Annotated in this window: 7 protein-coding genes and 1 pseudogene; 7 read left to right on the top strand and 1 reads right to left on the bottom strand. The window is 52.4% G+C overall.

Annotation, left to right across the window (positions count from 1 at the left end):
- Positions 1–85 precede the first annotated feature (85 nt).
- Positions 86–3,826: an AIDA-I family autotransporter adhesin YfaL/EhaC gene (gene yfaL / locus FEK46_RS10670; RefSeq protein ID WP_135559361.1), complete on the top strand. Its 3,741-nt coding sequence runs from the start codon at positions 86–88 to the stop codon at positions 3,824–3,826.
- Between the two features lie 232 nt (positions 3,827–4,058).
- Here yfaL and ubiG read toward each other — a convergent pair whose 3' ends face one another.
- A complete protein-coding gene (gene ubiG / locus FEK46_RS10665) occupies positions 4,059–4,781 on the bottom strand; it encodes a bifunctional 2-polyprenyl-6-hydroxyphenol methylase/3-demethylubiquinol 3-O-methyltransferase UbiG (RefSeq protein ID WP_130207157.1) in 723 nt (240 codons plus the stop codon).
- Between the two features lie 146 nt (positions 4,782–4,927).
- Here ubiG and gyrA point away from each other — a divergent pair, with 146 nt between their 5' ends.
- From gyrA to FEK46_RS10635, 6 genes and pseudogenes are all read left to right on the top strand, one after another.
- The gene (gene gyrA, locus FEK46_RS10660) at positions 4,928–7,555 is read left to right on the top strand and encodes a DNA topoisomerase (ATP-hydrolyzing) subunit A (RefSeq protein ID WP_001281237.1); all 2,628 of its coding nucleotides are present in this window, start codon (positions 4,928–4,930) and stop codon (positions 7,553–7,555) included.
- Positions 7,556–7,703: 148 nt separating this feature from the next.
- The gene (locus FEK46_RS10655) at positions 7,704–9,392 is read left to right on the top strand and encodes a DUF2138 domain-containing protein (protein WP_135559362.1); all 1,689 of its coding nucleotides are present in this window, start codon (positions 7,704–7,706) and stop codon (positions 9,390–9,392) included.
- Positions 9,389–10,012: a DUF1175 domain-containing protein gene (locus FEK46_RS10650; RefSeq protein WP_130207155.1), complete on the top strand. Its 624-nt coding sequence runs from the start codon at positions 9,389–9,391 to the stop codon at positions 10,010–10,012. The genes FEK46_RS10655 and FEK46_RS10650 overlap by 4 nt, the downstream gene beginning before the upstream one ends.
- A gap of 23 nt (positions 10,013–10,035) precedes the next feature.
- Positions 10,036–14,549 (top strand): annotated as a pseudogene (locus FEK46_RS10645) (alpha-2-macroglobulin).
- On the top strand, positions 14,550–16,199 hold the full coding sequence (locus tag FEK46_RS10640) for a YfaQ family protein (RefSeq protein WP_135559363.1): 1,650 nt from the start codon (positions 14,550–14,552) through the stop codon (positions 16,197–16,199).
- Positions 16,200–16,203: 4 nt separating this feature from the next.
- Positions 16,204–16,980, top strand: a complete 777-nt coding sequence (locus tag FEK46_RS10635; protein ID WP_001225847.1) for a YfaP family protein — start codon at positions 16,204–16,206, stop codon at positions 16,978–16,980.
- Positions 16,981–17,001: the final 21 nt, after the last annotated feature.

Genomic DNA, 17,001 nt, shown 5'->3' with positions numbered 1-17,001 from the left:
TGTTTCTTATTTACAATTAATCATTATCTACAATCACAATATGTCTTTTAATGATGGCGTGTTATTTCTCACAGGCTGTCAGATTATGAATAAAAAACGGATTGTTTTTATCAGGAAAGGATATCTACTAATTATTCCAGCCGTCGTTGCTTGCGTGTTTACGCGTGCAAATGCAACGTCGCAGGTTCTGGCTTCATGTCAGGGTGTTAACGTGACTGCCAGTTGTCGGGCCAGCTATCAAAGTCTTTCAGGTAGTACACAGACCTGGAATGTTGCTGACGGGCAATGGCTTGTTTTTTCCTCTATGGCAAATGATGCCAGTGGAGGCGCGGTATTTTTACAACAAGGTGCTGATTTCACATTATCAGCACAAGGCGGAACGGGGATGACTCTGTTTGAAAATAATGCCGTGAGCGGTGAATATAATAATGGCGGAGCTATCTTTGCAAAAGAAAACTCAACGCTGAACCTTACTCAGGTTATTTTTGACAATAACATCGCTGGAGGGTATGGAGGGGCGATCTACTCTGCGGGAACAAATGACGCTGGTGATATTGATCTTAGCATTACCAATGCTGTATTTACGGATAATGTTGCTAATGATGGTAAAGGTGGCGCAATTTATTCGATTAATAATAATGTCTACTTAAATAACACTGTTTTTGATAATAATCAGGCATATACATCAACAAGTTACAGTGATGGTGATGGTGGAGCCATCGATATTACTGATAATAATAGCGATAAAACACACCCATCAGGATTTACCATTATTAACAATACTTCGTTCATAAATAACACTGCTGAAGGTTATGGTGGCGCAATTTATACCAGTAGCACGACTTCTCCTTATCTTATTGATATCGCTGTTGATGACAGCTACAGCCAGAACGGGGGCGTATTAGTAGATGTGAATAACAGCGCATCCGCTTATGGTGAAGACGCTTCGGCAGCAGCTGGAGGCTTTCTGTATACAGGGTCAAGTGAAATCCGTTTTGATGTTGCGGCTGATAAAACCTTGATCATTGGCAGTACAAAAAATGATGGGGCTATCGACTCCATTGCGGGGACGGGCGTTATTACCAAAGCTGGAGCGGGCGAACTGGTGCTTAACGCTGATAACAATGATTTTACCGGCGAGATGAGAATTAAAAACGGTGAAGTCACGCTAGGGCGGAATAATTCGCTGATGAATGTGGGTGACAGTCAGTGCCAAAGTAATCCACAAAATTGCTATGGCTTGAGCGTTGGTCGTATCGGACAAACAGATAATCAGGCAGAGCTTAACGTCGGTTCGACTCAGCAAACATTTGTACATTCGTTAACGGGTTTTCAGAATGGCACTTTAAATATTGACGCTGGCGGCAATGTTACCGTCAACCAGGGCGGTTTTGCCGGAACTATTCAGGGGGAAGGGCAACTGACTATTGCTGAAAACGGGAGTTATGTACTGGCGGGTGCGCAGTCGATGGCGCTGACCGGCGATATTGTGGTGGAAGATGGCGCAATCCTCTCGCTTTCGGGTAACGCCACGGATCTTGCGGAGATGCAAGACGATCCGCAGTCCATCGTGTTAAATGGCGGCGTATTGGATCTCTCCGATTTTACTACCTGGCAGAGCGGTACGTCAGAGAACGATGGTCTGGAAATCAGTGGCAGCGACGGTACGGTGATTGGTCAGCAGGATGTTGTCGATCTTTACGGTGGCGACGATCTGCATATTGGCGATGACGGGAATAATGGTGTTTATGTGGTGGTGGATGCAGGTGACGGGCAGGTCAGCCTGGCAAATGACAATCAATACCTCGGCACAACACAAATCGCTTCCGGTACGCTGGTGGTGAGCGACAACTCTCAGCTTGGTGATACCCACTATAACCGCCAGGTTATCTTTACTGATAATCAACAAGATAGCACGATGGAGATTAACTCCAACGTTGACACGCGTTCAGATGCGGCAGGCCACGGACGTGATATCGAAATGCGCGCCGATGGTGAAGTGATGGTGGATGCGGGTGTAGACACGCAGTGGGGCGCACTGATGGCTGACAGCAGCGGGCGGCAGCAGGACGTGGGAACCACACTGACGAAAACCGGTGCAGGAACGTTGGAACTGACTGCCAGTGGCACGGCGCAGTCGGCGGTGCGAGTGGAAGAAGGCACGTTGAAAGGCGATGCTGTGGATATCTTTCCTTATGCATCATCGCTGTGGGTCGGTGATGGGGCGACGTTCGAGACTGGTGCGGATCAGGATATTCAGTCTATTGATGCTACTTCCAGCGGCACTATCGACATCAGCGATGGTACGGTTTTGCGCCTGACCGGGCAGGATACTTCCGCCGCACTGGATGCCTCGCTGTTTAACGGCGACGGTACGTTGGTGAATGCCACCGATGGTGTGATGTTGACAGGTGAGCTTAATACCAACCTAGAAACCGACAGTCTGACTTATCTTTCAGACGTGACGGTTAATGGTGATCTGACCAATACGTCCGGTGCGGTTAGCCTGCAAAATGGCGTCGCTGGCGATACGCTGACGGTAAACGGTGATTATACCGGCGGCGGTACGCTACTGCTCGATAGCGAATTAAACGGCGATGACTCAGCAAGCGACCAACTGGTGTTGAACGGTAATACTGCTGGCAACACGACCGTGGTGGTTAACCCCATTACCGGGATTGGTGAGCCGACATCTACAGGCATTAAAGTGATTGATTTCACAGCCGATCCCACGCAATTTCAAAACAATGCGCAGTTTAGTCTGGCGGGCAGCGGCTACGTCAATATGGGCGCTTACGACTATACGTTGGTGGAAGATGATAATGACTGGTATCTGCGCTCGCAAAAAGTCACTCCGACGCCACCGCCCGATCCGGATCCGACTCCCGATCCCACGCCGGAGCCCGACCCAACACCCGCTTATCAGCCTGTGCTGAATGCCAAAGTTGGGGGATATTTTAATAACCTTCGGGCGGCAAATCAGGCGTTTATGATGGAGCGACACGATCACGCTGGTGGCGATGGTCAGACGCTGAATTTACGCGTTATTGGCGGAGATTATCATTACACAGCAGCAGGGCAGTTGGCCCAGCATGAAGACATTTCTACGGTACAGCTTAGCGGCAACCTCTTAAGCGGAGACTGGGGCGATGATGGCCAGTGGATGCTAGGGGCCGTAGGTGGCTACAGTGATAATCAGGGGAACAGTCGCTCAAACATGACCGGAACTCGCGCCGATAACCAGAACCACGGTTATGCTGTTGGGCTGACCTCAAGCTGGTTTCAGCACGGTAGCCAAAAACAAGGGGCATGGCTGGATAGCTGGCTGCAATATGCCTGGTTTAGCAATGATGTTTCTGAACAAGGTGATGGTGCGGATCATTACCATTCGTCGGGGATCGTTGCTTCGCTGGAAGCCGGCTATCAGTGGTTACCGGGGCGTGGTGTGTTAATTGAACCGCAGGCGCAGGTGATTTATCAGGGCGTGCAGCAGGATGATTTTACCGCCGCTAACCATGCGCGGGTGTCACAATCGCAGGGCGATGATATTCAGACGCGGCTGGGATTACACAGCGAATGGCGTACCGCTGTTCATGTCACACCAACATTAGATCTGAATTATTATCACGATCCCCATTCGACGGAAATTGAAGAAGATGGTAGCCAAATCAGCGACGATGCGGCGAAGCAGCGTGGTGAAATAAAAGTGGGAGTAACGGGCAATATCAGTCAGCGAGTTTCGCTGCGTGGCAGCGTGGCGTGGCAGAAAGGAAGCGATGATTTTGCCCAGACGGCCGGGTTTTTGTCGATGACGGTGAAATGGTAATCGCTGTCCGCCCGGCATCGTTGCCGGATGCGGCGTAAACGCCTTATCCGGCCTACGGGAGTATTTGTAGGCCTGATAAGACGCGGCAAGCGTCGCATCAGGCATTGGCGCGGTTGCCGGATGCGGCGTAAACGCCTTATCCGGTCGGCGGGGAGCATTTGTAGGCCTGATAAGACGCGCCAAGCGTCGCATCAGGCATTGGCACGGTTGCCGGATGAATCCAACTACAACCTTACTTATTCTGCGTGTGCAGCATATAGTTCACATCAACGCCGGGGCCGAGCTTAAAAGTATTAGTGATCGGGTTATAATGCAGCCCGATCATATGGCGCTCTTTTAGACTGGTTTGATCCACCCAGCCCAGCAATTCTGCCGGTTTAATAAACTTCTTCACGTCGTGCGTGCCTTTAGGCACCATGCGCAAAATATATTCAGCGCCGACCACCGCCATTAGCCACGACTTGCCATTACGATTAAGCGTGGAGAAAAAGACATCGCCACCCGGTTTTACCAGTTGTGCACAGGCTCTGACCACTGACTGCGGATCGGGAACGTGTTCCAGCATCTCCATGCAGGTCACCACATCATACTGCCCGGCATGTTTTGCCGCGTGTTCTTCCACGGTTTCCTGTACGTACTCTACCTGAATACCGCTTTCCAGCGCGTGCAGCTTTGCCACCTGCAATGGCTCAAAGCCCATATCCAGACCGGTCACCGTCGCGCCTTCGCGCGCCATACTCTCGGCCAGAATGCCGCCGCCACAACCGACATCGAGCACCTTTTTGCCAAATAAACCGCCAGCACGCTCGGCAATATAGCCCAGACGCAGCGGGTTAATGCGGTGCAGTGGTTTGAACTCGCCTTCCAGATCCCACCAGCGGGAGGCGACGGCTTCAAATTTAGCGATCTCTTCGTGGTCTACGTTATGGTTTACCGGCGATTTTTCGGCATTCATTGGCACTTCTACTCCGTAATTGGCAAGACAATCGAGTATATCAGGCATTGGATGTGAATAAAGCGTATTGGTTTACCTCAATCTGCGCGGCTGTGTTATAATTTGCGACCTTTGAATCCGGGATACAGTAGAGGGATAGCGGTTAGATGAGCGACCTTGCGAGAGAAATTACACCGGTCAACATTGAGGAAGAGCTGAAGAGCTCCTATCTGGATTATGCGATGTCGGTCATTGTTGGCCGTGCGCTGCCAGATGTCCGAGATGGCCTGAAGCCGGTACACCGTCGCGTACTTTACGCCATGAACGTACTAGGCAATGACTGGAACAAAGCCTATAAAAAATCTGCCCGTGTCGTTGGTGACGTAATCGGTAAATACCATCCCCATGGTGACTCGGCGGTCTATGACACGATCGTCCGCATGGCGCAGCCATTCTCGCTGCGTTATATGCTGGTAGACGGTCAGGGTAACTTCGGTTCTATCGACGGCGACTCTGCGGCGGCAATGCGTTATACGGAAATCCGTCTGGCGAAAATTGCCCATGAACTGATGGCCGATCTCGAAAAAGAGACGGTCGATTTCGTTGATAACTATGACGGCACGGAAAAAATTCCTGACGTCATGCCGACCAAAATTCCTAACCTGCTGGTGAACGGTTCCTCCGGTATCGCCGTAGGTATGGCAACCAACATCCCGCCGCACAACCTGACGGAAGTCATCAATGGTTGTCTGGCGTATATCGATGATGAAGACATCAGCATTGAAGGGCTGATGGAACACATCCCGGGTCCGGACTTCCCGACGGCGGCAATCATTAACGGTCGTCGCGGTATTGAAGAAGCTTACCGTACCGGTCGTGGCAAGGTGTACATCCGCGCCCGTGCAGAAGTGGAAGTCGACGCCAAAACCGGGCGTGAAACCATTATCGTCCACGAAATTCCGTATCAGGTGAACAAAGCGCGCCTGATCGAGAAGATTGCGGAACTGGTAAAAGAAAAACGCGTGGAAGGCATCAGCGCGCTGCGTGACGAGTCTGACAAAGACGGCATGCGCATCGTGATTGAAGTGAAACGCGATGCGGTCGGTGAAGTGGTGCTCAACAACCTCTACTCCCAGACCCAGTTGCAGGTTTCTTTCGGTATCAACATGGTGGCATTGCACCATGGTCAGCCGAAGATCATGAACCTGAAAGACATTATCGCGGCGTTTGTTCGTCACCGCCGTGAAGTGGTGACCCGTCGTACTATTTTCGAACTGCGTAAAGCTCGCGATCGTGCTCATATTCTTGAAGCATTAGCCGTGGCGCTGGCGAACATCGACCCGATCATCGAACTGATCCGTCATGCGCCGACGCCTGCAGAAGCGAAAACCGCGCTGGTTGCTAATCCGTGGCAGCTGGGCAACGTTGCCGCGATGCTGGAACGTGCTGGCGACGATGCTGCGCGTCCGGAATGGCTGGAGCCAGAGTTCGGCGTGCGCGATGGTCTGTACTATCTGACCGAACAGCAAGCCCAGGCGATTCTGGATCTGCGTTTGCAGAAACTGACTGGCCTTGAGCACGAAAAACTGCTCGACGAATACAAAGAACTGCTGGATCAGATCGCGGAACTGCTGCGTATTCTTGGCAGCGCCGATCGTCTGATGGAAGTGATCCGCGAAGAGCTGGAGCTGGTTCGTGAACAGTTCGGTGACAAACGTCGTACTGAAATCACCGCCAACAGCGCAGACATCAACCTGGAAGATCTGATCACCCAGGAAGATGTCGTCGTCACGCTCTCTCACCAGGGCTACGTGAAGTATCAGCCGCTTTCTGAATACGAAGCGCAGCGTCGTGGCGGGAAAGGTAAATCTGCCGCACGTATTAAAGAAGAAGACTTTATCGACCGACTGCTGGTGGCGAACACTCACGATCATATCCTGTGCTTCTCCAGCCGTGGTCGTGTCTATTCGATGAAAGTTTATCAGTTGCCGGAAGCCTCTCGTGGCGCGCGCGGTCGTCCGATCGTCAACCTGCTGCCGCTGGAGCAGGATGAACGTATCACCGCGATCCTGCCGGTGACCGAGTTTGAAGAAGGCGTGAAAGTCTTCATGGCGACCGCTAACGGTACTGTGAAGAAAACCGTCCTCACCGAGTTCAACCGTCTGCGTACCGCCGGTAAAGTGGCGATCAAACTGGTTGAAGGCGATGAGCTGATCGGCGTTGACCTGACCAGTGGCGAAGATGAAGTAATGCTGTTCTCCGCCGAAGGTAAAGTGGTGCGCTTTAAAGAGTCTTCTGTCCGTGCGATGGGCTGCAACACCACCGGTGTTCGCGGTATTCGCTTAGGCGAAGGCGATAAAGTCGTCTCTCTGATCGTGCCGCGTGGCGATGGCGCAATCCTCACCGCAACGCAGAACGGTTATGGTAAACGTACCGCAGTGGCGGAATACCCAACCAAGTCGCGTGCGACGAAAGGGGTTATCTCCATCAAGGTTACCGAACGTAACGGTTTAGTGGTTGGCGCGGTGCAGGTAGATGATTGCGACCAGATCATGATGATCACCGATGCCGGTACGCTGGTACGTACTCGCGTTTCGGAAATCAGCATCGTTGGCCGTAACACCCAAGGCGTGATCCTCATCCGTACTGCGGAAGATGAAAACGTAGTGGGTCTGCAGCGTGTTGCTGAACCGGTTGACGAAGAAGATCTGGATACCATCGACGGCAGTGCCGCGGAAGGGGACGATGAAATCGCTCCGGAAGTGGACGTTGACGACGAACCGGAAGAAGAATAATTTCATCGCTTCATGACCGAAGGGAGTAAACATCCCTTCTTCGAAATGAAAAGTCCAGGCTGCAAAGTCTGGGCTTTTGTCGTATTAGGGCGCGCTAAAGGGCGGGTTCGTTCGTCAAAAATGACGGTTATACACAAGGAATGTGGCAATGAGCGGTGAAAAAAAGGCGAAAGGCTGGCAGTTTTATGGCCTTGTAGGTGTCGGTGTTGTTGCGCTCCTTTCCGCGGGCGTCTGGGCATTGCAATACACTGGCAGCGGTCCAGAAAAAACGTTGTCGCCGCTGGTAGTGCACAATAATTTGCAAATCGATCTCAATGAGCCTGACCTCTTTCTCGATAGCGACTCTCTAAGCCAGCTTCCCAAAGATCTCCTTACTATTCCTTTTCTCCACGATGTCCTGAGTGAAGATTTCGTTTTCTATTATCAGAATCATGCCGATCGTCTGGGCATTGAAGGCAGTATTCGCCGCATTGTCTATGAACACGATCTCACGCTGAAAGATAAGCTCTTTTCGTCGCTCTTAGACCAGCCCGCGCAGGCGGCACTGTGGCACGATAAACAAGGCCATCTTTCACATTATATGGTGCTTATCCAGCGTAGTGGCTTGAGCAAGTTGCTGGAGCCATTGCTGTTTGCTGCTACCAGCGACAGCCAGTTAAGCAAGACGGAAATCAGTAGTATTAAGCTAAATAGTGAAACCATCCCTGTTTATCAGTTGCGCTATAACGGCAATAACGCCCTGATGTTCGCGACATATCAGGACAAGATGCTGGTGTTTTCCAGCACGGATATGCTGTTTAAAGATGACCAGCAGGATACCGAAGCCACGGCGATCGCAAGTGATTTGTTGAGCGGTAAAAAACGCTGGCAAGCCAGCTTTGGCCTGGAAGAGCGTGCTGCCGAAAAAACGCCAGTACGCCAGCGCATCGTGGTCAGTGCAAATTTGCTGGGTTTTGGCTACCAGCGATTAATGCCTTCTTTTGCTGGCGTACGCTTCGAAATGAGCAACGACGGCTGGCATAGCTTTCTGGCGTTAAATGATGAATCCGCTAGCGTGGATGCCAGTTTCGATTTTACGCCGGTATGGAGCAGTATGCCTGCCGGAGCCAGCTTCTGCGTGGCGGTGCCTTACTCGCACGGTATTGCTGAAGAGATGCTCTCACAAATCGCTCAGGAAAACGACAAGTTGAATGGGGCATTAGATGGTGCCGCCGGGCTGTGCTGGTATGAGGATTCAAAACTGCAAACCCCGCTGTTTGTTGGTCAGTTTGATGGCACTGACGAACAGGCGCCATTGCCAGGGAAACTGTTTACCCAAAATATTGGTGCTCGTGAAAGCAAAGCGCCAGAAGGCGTATTACCGGTAACTCAAACTCAGCAGGGCGAAGCGCAAATCTGGCGTCGCGAAGTGAGTTCCCGATACGGTCAGTATCCGAAAGCGCAGGCGGCGCAACCAGATCAATTAATGTCGGATTATTTTTTCCGCGTGTCGCTGGCGATGCAAAACAAAACGCTGCTTTTCTCCCTCGATGACACGCTGGTTAATAATGCGCTGCAAACACTGACTAAAACCCGCCCGGCAATGGTGGATGTGATACCCACTGATGGCGTCGTTCCGGTATATATCAATCCACAAGGAATGGCGAAACTGCTGCGTAACGAAACGCTGACCAGTCTGCCGAAGAATCTCGAACCGGTTTTTTATAACGCCGCACAAACTTTATTAATGCCGAAACTGGACGCTTTATCGCAACAGCCTCGTTATGTCATGAAGCTGGACCAGATGAAACCGGGCGCCGCCTGGCAATGGTTGCCAATCAACTGGCAGCCATTATGAGGCGTGGACTGCTGGCACTGATTTGCTGGCTGTGTTGTTTTGTTGCTCATAGCGAAATGCTGAATGTCGAACAATCGGGACTATTTCGTGCCTGGTTTGTGCGCATTGCGCAGGAACAGCTACGCCAGGGGCCAAGTCCACGTTGGTATCAACAGGATTGCGCAGGCCTGGTGCGCTTTGCAGCGAACGAGTCGCTGAAAGTTCACGATAGCAAATGGCTTAAAAGTAACGGTCTGTCAAACCAGTATCTACCGCCAGAAATGACGCTAACACCTGAGCAACGACAACTGGCACAAAACTGGAACCAGGGGAACGGGAAAACCGGCCCCTACGTGACCGCGATTAATTTGATTCAGTACAACAGCCAGTTTATTGGCCAGGATATAAACCAGGCACTGCCTGGCGATATGATTTTTTTCGATCAGGGCGATGCCCAGCACTTAATGGTCTGGATGGGGCGTTACGTCATCTACCACACCGGAAGCGCCACGAAAACTGACAACGGAATGCGCGCAGTCAGTCTGCAACAACTTATGACATGGAAGGACACCCGATGGATACCCAACGATTCCAATCCCAATTTCATTGGCATTTATCGTTTAAATTTTCTGGCGCAATAGCGGCCTGCCTGTGCCTGTCTCTTGTGGGGGCGGGGCTTGTTAATGCTGACGATTCGCTTCCTTCCAGCAACTATGCGCCACCAGCCGGGGGAACGTTCTTTTTGCTCGCTGATAGCAGTTTTAGCAGCAGCGAAGAGGCGAAAGTGCGGCTGGAAGCGCCGGGGCCCGATTATCAACGTTATCAGATGGAAGAGTACGGCGGCGTGGATGTTCGTCTGTATCGTATTCCTGATCCGATGGCATTTCTGCGTCAGCAGAAAAACCTGCACCGCATTGTAGTACAACCGCAGTATCTGGGCGACGGTCTGAACAATACGCTAACCTGGCTGTGGGATAACTGGTACGGCAAATCTCGCCGTGTCATGCAGCGTTCTTTCTCTTATCAGTCACGGCAGAATGTGACCCAGGCATTACCGGAATTGCAGCTCGGCAATGCCATCATCAAACCTTCCCGTTATGTACAAAACAGCCAGTTTTCACCGCTGAAGAAATATCCACTGGTGGAACAGTTCCGTTATCCACTATGGCAGGCAAAACCGGTTGAGCCGCAGCAAGGGGTAAAACTGGAAGGCGCATCCAGTAACTTCATCTCGCCGCAGCCGGGCAACATCTATATTCCTCTCGGCAAACAAGAGCCGGGGCTGTATCTCGTCGAAGCGATGGTGGGTGGTTATCGGGCAACAACGGTGGTGTTTGTCTCCAATACCGTGGCGTTGAGTAAAGTGTCGGGTAACGAGCTTCTGGTGTGGACCGCTGGCAAAAAGCAGGGGGAAGCGAAGCCTGGATCAGAAATCCTGTGGACTGACGGTCTTGGCGTGATGACCCGAGGCGTCACCAATGACAGCGGCACCTTGCAGTTACAACATATATCGCCTGAACGTTCATATATTCTGGGTAAAGATGCTGAAGGCGGCGTTTTTGTCTCCGAGAACTTCTTCTACGAAAGCGAAATCTACAATACCCGCTTGTTTATCTTTACCGATCGCCCGCTGTATCGCGCAGGCGATCGTGTCGATGTTAAAGTGATGGGCCGCGAGTTTCACGATCCGTTGCATTCATCCCCTATCGTCAGCGCACCGGCGAAGCTTTCAGTGCTGGACGCCAACGGCAGCCTGTTGCAAACCGTCGATGTCACGCTTGATGCGCGTAATGGCGGGCAGGGGAGTTTCCGCCTGCCAGAAAATGCCGTTGCCGGAGGTTATGAGTTACGCCTGGCTTACCGCAAGCAGGTCTATAGCAGCAGTTTTCGCGTGGCAAACTACATCAAACCACATTTCGAAATTGGTTTAGCTCTCGACAAAAAAGATTTCAAAACTGGCGAAGCGGTCAGCGGCAAACTGCAACTGCTCTACCCGGATGGCGAGCCGGTAAAAAATGCCCGCGTGCAGTTAAGTTTGCGCGCCCAACAACTTTCGATGGTCGGTAACGATTTGCGTTATGCCGGGCGCTTCCCTGTGTCTCTTGAAGGCAGTGAAACAGTTTCAGACGCCAGCGGTCATGTGGCGTTAAATCTTCCCGCAGCAGATAAACCGAGCCGCTATTTACTGACCGTCTCCGCCAGCGACGGCGCGGCATATCGTGTTACCACAACCAAAGAGATCCTCATTGAACGCGGTCTGGCGCATTACTCTCTAAGCACCGCCGCACAATACAGTAATAGCGGCGAGTCGGTTGTTTTCCGTTATACCGCGCTGGAATCTTCAAAGCAGGTTCCTGTCAAGTATGAGTGGTTACGTCTGGAAGACCGAACAAGCCACAGCGGAGATCTACCGTCTGGCGGTAAATCCTTCACCGTTAATTTCGAAAAACCTGGCAACTACAATCTGACATTACGCGATAAAGACGGCTTAATTCTCGCCGGGTTAAGCCATGCCGTCAGCGGTAAGGGCAGCACGGCGCATACTGGTACGGTAGATATCGTGGCGGATAAAACGCTGTACCAGCCAGGCGAAACCGCGAAGATGCTGATTACCTTCCCGGAGCCAATTGATGAAGCGTTATTGACGCTGGAACGCGATCGCGTGGAACAGCAGTCGCTGCTATCGCATCCGGCAAACTGGCTGGCGCTACAACGCTTAAACGATACCCAGTATGAAGCCCGCGTTCCGGTGAGCAATACCTTTGCGCCCAACATCACTTTTTCGGTGCTGTATACCCGTAACGGTCAGTACAGTTTTCAGAACGCTGGGATCAAAGTTGCCGTTCCTCAGCTGGATATCCGGGTGAAAACGGACAAAACCCATTACCAGCCAGGTGAACTGGTCAATGTCGAATTAACCTCGTCGCTGAAAGGTAAACCTGTTTCTGCACAGCTAACGGTTGGCGTGGTCGATGAAATGATCTACGCGCTGCAACCGGAAATCGCGCCGAGTATCGGCAAATTTTTCTATCCGCTGGGACGTAACAATGTACGCACCAGTTCCAGTCTGTCATTTATCAGCTACGACCAGGCGCTCTCCAGCGAGCCGGTTGCGCCTGGCGCGACTAACCGCAGCGAGCGGCGAGTAAAAATGCTTGAACGTCCACGGCGTGAAGAGGTGGATACCGCGGCATGGATACCGTCGCTAACCACGGATAAACAAGGCAAAGCGTACTTTACATTCCTGATGCCGGATTCGTTAACGCGCTGGCGCATTACCGCTCGAGGGATGAACGGCGACGGACTGGTCGGGCAGGACGTGCTTATCTGCGCTCGGAAAAAAATCTCTACATGAAGTGGAGCATGCCAACGGTCTATCGCCTTGGCGACAAACCAGCGGCAGGGCTGTTTATCTTCAGTCAGCAGGATAACGAACCGGTAGAGCTGGTGAGTAAATTTGCGGGCGACGAGATGCACCAGACGCTGACACTGCATAAGGGGGCGAACTATATTTCGCTGGCGCAGAACATTCAGCAATCTGGCTTGTTAAGCGCAGAACTGCAACAAAATGGGCAAGTGCAGGACAGCATTAGCACAAAACTGTCTTTTGTTGATAACAGCTGGCCCGTTGAACAGCAGAAAAACGTCATGCTCGGCGGTGGCGATAATGCGCTGATGTTGCCCGAGCAGGCGAGCAATATCCGGTTGCAAAGTAGCGAAACGCCGCAGGAGATTTTCCGCAACAATCTTGATGCGTTAATAGAGGAACCCTGGGGTGGCGTGATCAACACCGGTAGCCGTCTGATCCCGCTCAGTCTTGCCTGGCGTTCGCTTGCCGATCATCAAAGTGCCGCCGCTAACGACATTCGTCAGATGATTCAGGATAACCGTCTGCGGCTGATGCAACTGGCGGGGCCAGGAGCGCGCTTTACCTGGTGGGGTGAAGATGGCAATGGCGATGCATTCCTCACGGCATGGGCATGGTACGCCGACTGGCAAGCGAGCCAGGCCCTTGGCGTGACGCAACAACCGGAATACTGGCAACATATGCTCGACAGCTACGCGGAGCAGGCGGATAACATGCCGTTATTGCATCGGGCGCTGGTGCTGGCGTGGGCGCAGGAGATGAATCTGCCGTGCAAAACGTTGTTGAAAGGGTTGGATGAAGCTATCGCCCGGCGCGGAACTAAAACAGAAGATTTCTCTGAGGAAGACACCAGCGATATCAATGACATTTTGATCCTTGATACACCGGAATCTCCGCTGGCAGATGCGGTGGCAAACGTCTTAACCATGACGTTGCTGAAAAAAACGCAGTTGAAGTCCACTGTGATGCCACAGGTTCAGCAATATGCGTGGGATATAGCGGCAAACAGCAATCAGCCGCTGGCGCACACGGTTGTGCTGCTCAATAGCGGTGGCGACACCACCCAGGCGGCCGCTATTTTAAGTGGTTTGACCGCTGAGCAATCCACTATTGAGCGCGCGCTGGCCATGAACTGGCTGGCGAAATATATGGCGACGATGCCCCCGGTTGTATTACCTGTGCCTGCGGGCGCATGGGCCAAACATAAGTTAACCGGAGGGGGCGAATACTGGCGTTGGGTTGGTCAGGGCGTGCCGGAAATTCTCTCTTTTGGTGACGAATTACCGCCGCAAAACGTGCAGGTCCGCTGGCGTGAACCGGCAAAAACGGCTCAACAAAGTAATATTCCGGTGACCGTTGAACGCCAGTTGTATCGGCTTATCCCCGGTGATGAAGAAATGAGTTTTACGTTGCAGCCGGTGACCAGCAATGAGATTAACAGCGATGCGCTGTATCTCGATGAAATCACGCTTACCAGCGAGCAGGATGCAGTTCTGCGCTACGGTCAGGTGGAAGTCCCACTGCCGCCGGGAGCCGATGTTGAACGGACAACGTGGGGCATTTCGGTCAATAAACCCAACGCCGCGAAACAGCAGGGGCAATCGCTGGAAAAAGCGCGTAATGAAATGGGCGAACTGGCCTATATGGTGCCGGTGAAAGAACTGACGGGAACGGTCACTTTCCGCCATCTGCTGCGCTTCTCACAAAAAGGGCAATTCGTTCTGCCGCCTGCTCGCTATGTGCGTTCCTATGCACCTGCGCAGCAAAGCGTTGCGGCAGGTAGCGAATGGACCGGAATGCAGGTGAAATAAGTGAACTGGCGCAGAGTCGTTTGGCTATTAACGCTGGTTACCCTGCCGACGTTTGCACAGGAGACGCCGTTACAACTGGCGCTGCGGGGCGCGCAGCATGACCAACTGTATCAGTTATCGTCGTCAGGCGTGACAAATGTCTCGACGTTACCTGACACGCTCACCACGCCGTTAGGGAGTTTGTGGAAACTGTATGTTTACGCCTGGCTGGAGGATACCCATCAACCGGAGCAGCCATACCAGTGTCGCGGCAACTCCCCGGAAGAAGTTTATTGTTGCCAGGCGGGGGAGAGCATAACGCGCGATACCGCGCTGGTACGCTCCTGCGGACTCTATTTTGCACCGCAGCGGTTGCACATTAGCGCGGATGTATGGGGGCAATACTGGCAACCGCGTCAGGCTCCGGCGTGGTTAGCATCTCTTTCTACGCTGAAACCAGAAACGTCGGTAACCGTTACATCGCTGCTTGATTCATTAGCGACGTTACCCGCGCAAAACAAAGCTCAGGAAGTCTTACTGGATGTTGTGCTGGACGAGGCGAAAATCGGTGTTGCGTCTATGCTCGGTAGTCGTGTGCGGGTGAAAACCTGGAGCTGGTTTGCCGATGATAAACAGGAAATCCGCCAGGGTGGTTTTGCCGGATGGTTAACTGATGGCACGCCGTTGTGGGTTGCAGGTGGTGGCACAAGCAAGACAGTACTGACCCGTTATGCGACGGTACTTAATCAGGTTTTGCCTGTGCCGACGCAAGTTGCCAGCGGGCAATGTGTACTGGTGGATCTGTTTGCTCGCTATCCGTTGAAGAAAGTCACTGAGGAAAAGAGCACGACGGCAGTAAAACCTGGTGTGCTCAATGGGCGCTATCGTGTGACGTTCGCCAATGGTAACCACATTACGTTTGTTAGCCGTGGTGAGACGACGTTACTGACGGAGAAGGGCAAACTGAAATTACAGTCGCATCTCGATCGTGAAGAGTACGTTGCCAGAGTTCTGGATCGCGAGGCGAAAAGTACGCCCCCTGAGGCAGCGAAAGCCATGACCGTGGCGATTCGCACTTTTTTACAGCAAAACGCCAATCGGGAAGGCGATTGCCTGACCATTCCCGACAGCAGCGCCACGCAGCGTGTTTCTGCTTCGCCAGCTACCACGGGGGCGCGAACGATGACCGCCTGGACGCAGGATCTCATCTATGCGGGCGATCCGGTTCATTATCATGGCAGTCGCGCTACCGAAGGGACGCTATCCTGGCGTAAAGCCACGGCCCAGGCAGGGCAGGGAGAGCGTTACGACCAGATACTGGCGTTTGCTTATCCCGACAACAGCCTTAGCCGCTGGGGAGCGCCACGCTCAACCTGCCAGTTATTACCCAAAGCGAAAGCCTGGCTGGCGAAAAAAATGCCGCAGTGGCGGCGTATAATACAAGGCGAGACGGGGTACAACGAACCAGACGTGTTTGCGGTCTGTCGTTTAGTCTCAGGTTTCCCCTATACCGATCGGCAGCAGAAACGGCTGTTTATTCGTAACTTCTTTACGCTTCAGGATCGGCTGGATTTAACCCATGAGTATCTGCACCTGGCCTTTGATGGTTATCCCACCGGGCTTGATGAGAACTATATCGAAACGCTGACCCGACAATTATTAATGGACTAATGCTATGCGAAAGATTTTTCTTCCGTTGTTACTGGTGGCGCTTTCGCCTGTCGCTCACAGTGAAGGTGTGCAGGAAGTCGAGATTGATGCTCCGCTCTCTGGCTGGCATCCGGCAGAGGGCGAAGATGCCAGTTTTTCACAATCGATCAATTACCCGGCGTCATCCGTCAACATGGCTGATGATCAAAATATCTCTGCGCAAATCCGCGGCAAAATAAAAAATTATGCTGCGGCGGGCAAAGTCCAGCAGGGGCGACTGGTGGTCAACGGTGCCAGTATGCCGCAGAGAATTGAATCCGATGGTTCATTTGCACGCCCTTATATTTTCACGGAAGGCAGTAACAGCGTGCAGGTCATCAGCCCCGATGGGCAAAGCCGACAAAAAATGCAGTTTTACTCTACGCCGGGGGCTGGAGCGATTCGCGCGCGTTTACGGCTGGTTCTCTCGTGGGATACGGACAATACCGACCTCGACCTTCACGTTGTTACGCCCGATGGAGAGCATGCCTGGTACGGTAATACCGTGCTGAAAAACAGTGGTGCACTGGATATGGATGTCACGACGGGGTACGGACCCGAGATTTTCGCCATGCCAGCGCCAGTTCACGGCCGTTATCAGGTGTATATCAACTACTACGGCGGGCGCAGTGAAACGGAATTAACTACCGCCCAACTGACACTGATCACCGATGAAGGATCGGTCAATGAGAAACAGGAAACATTTATTGTACCGATGCGTAATGCTGGCGAGCTGACGCTGGTGAAAAGTTTTGACTGGTGATTAATGGGGTTACCTTCGCTG

This window comes from Escherichia sp. E4736, assembly GCF_005781225.1.
GTDB lineage: Bacteria > Pseudomonadota > Gammaproteobacteria > Enterobacterales > Enterobacteriaceae > Escherichia.
This window is presented reverse-complemented; position numbering and strand designations above follow the sequence as displayed.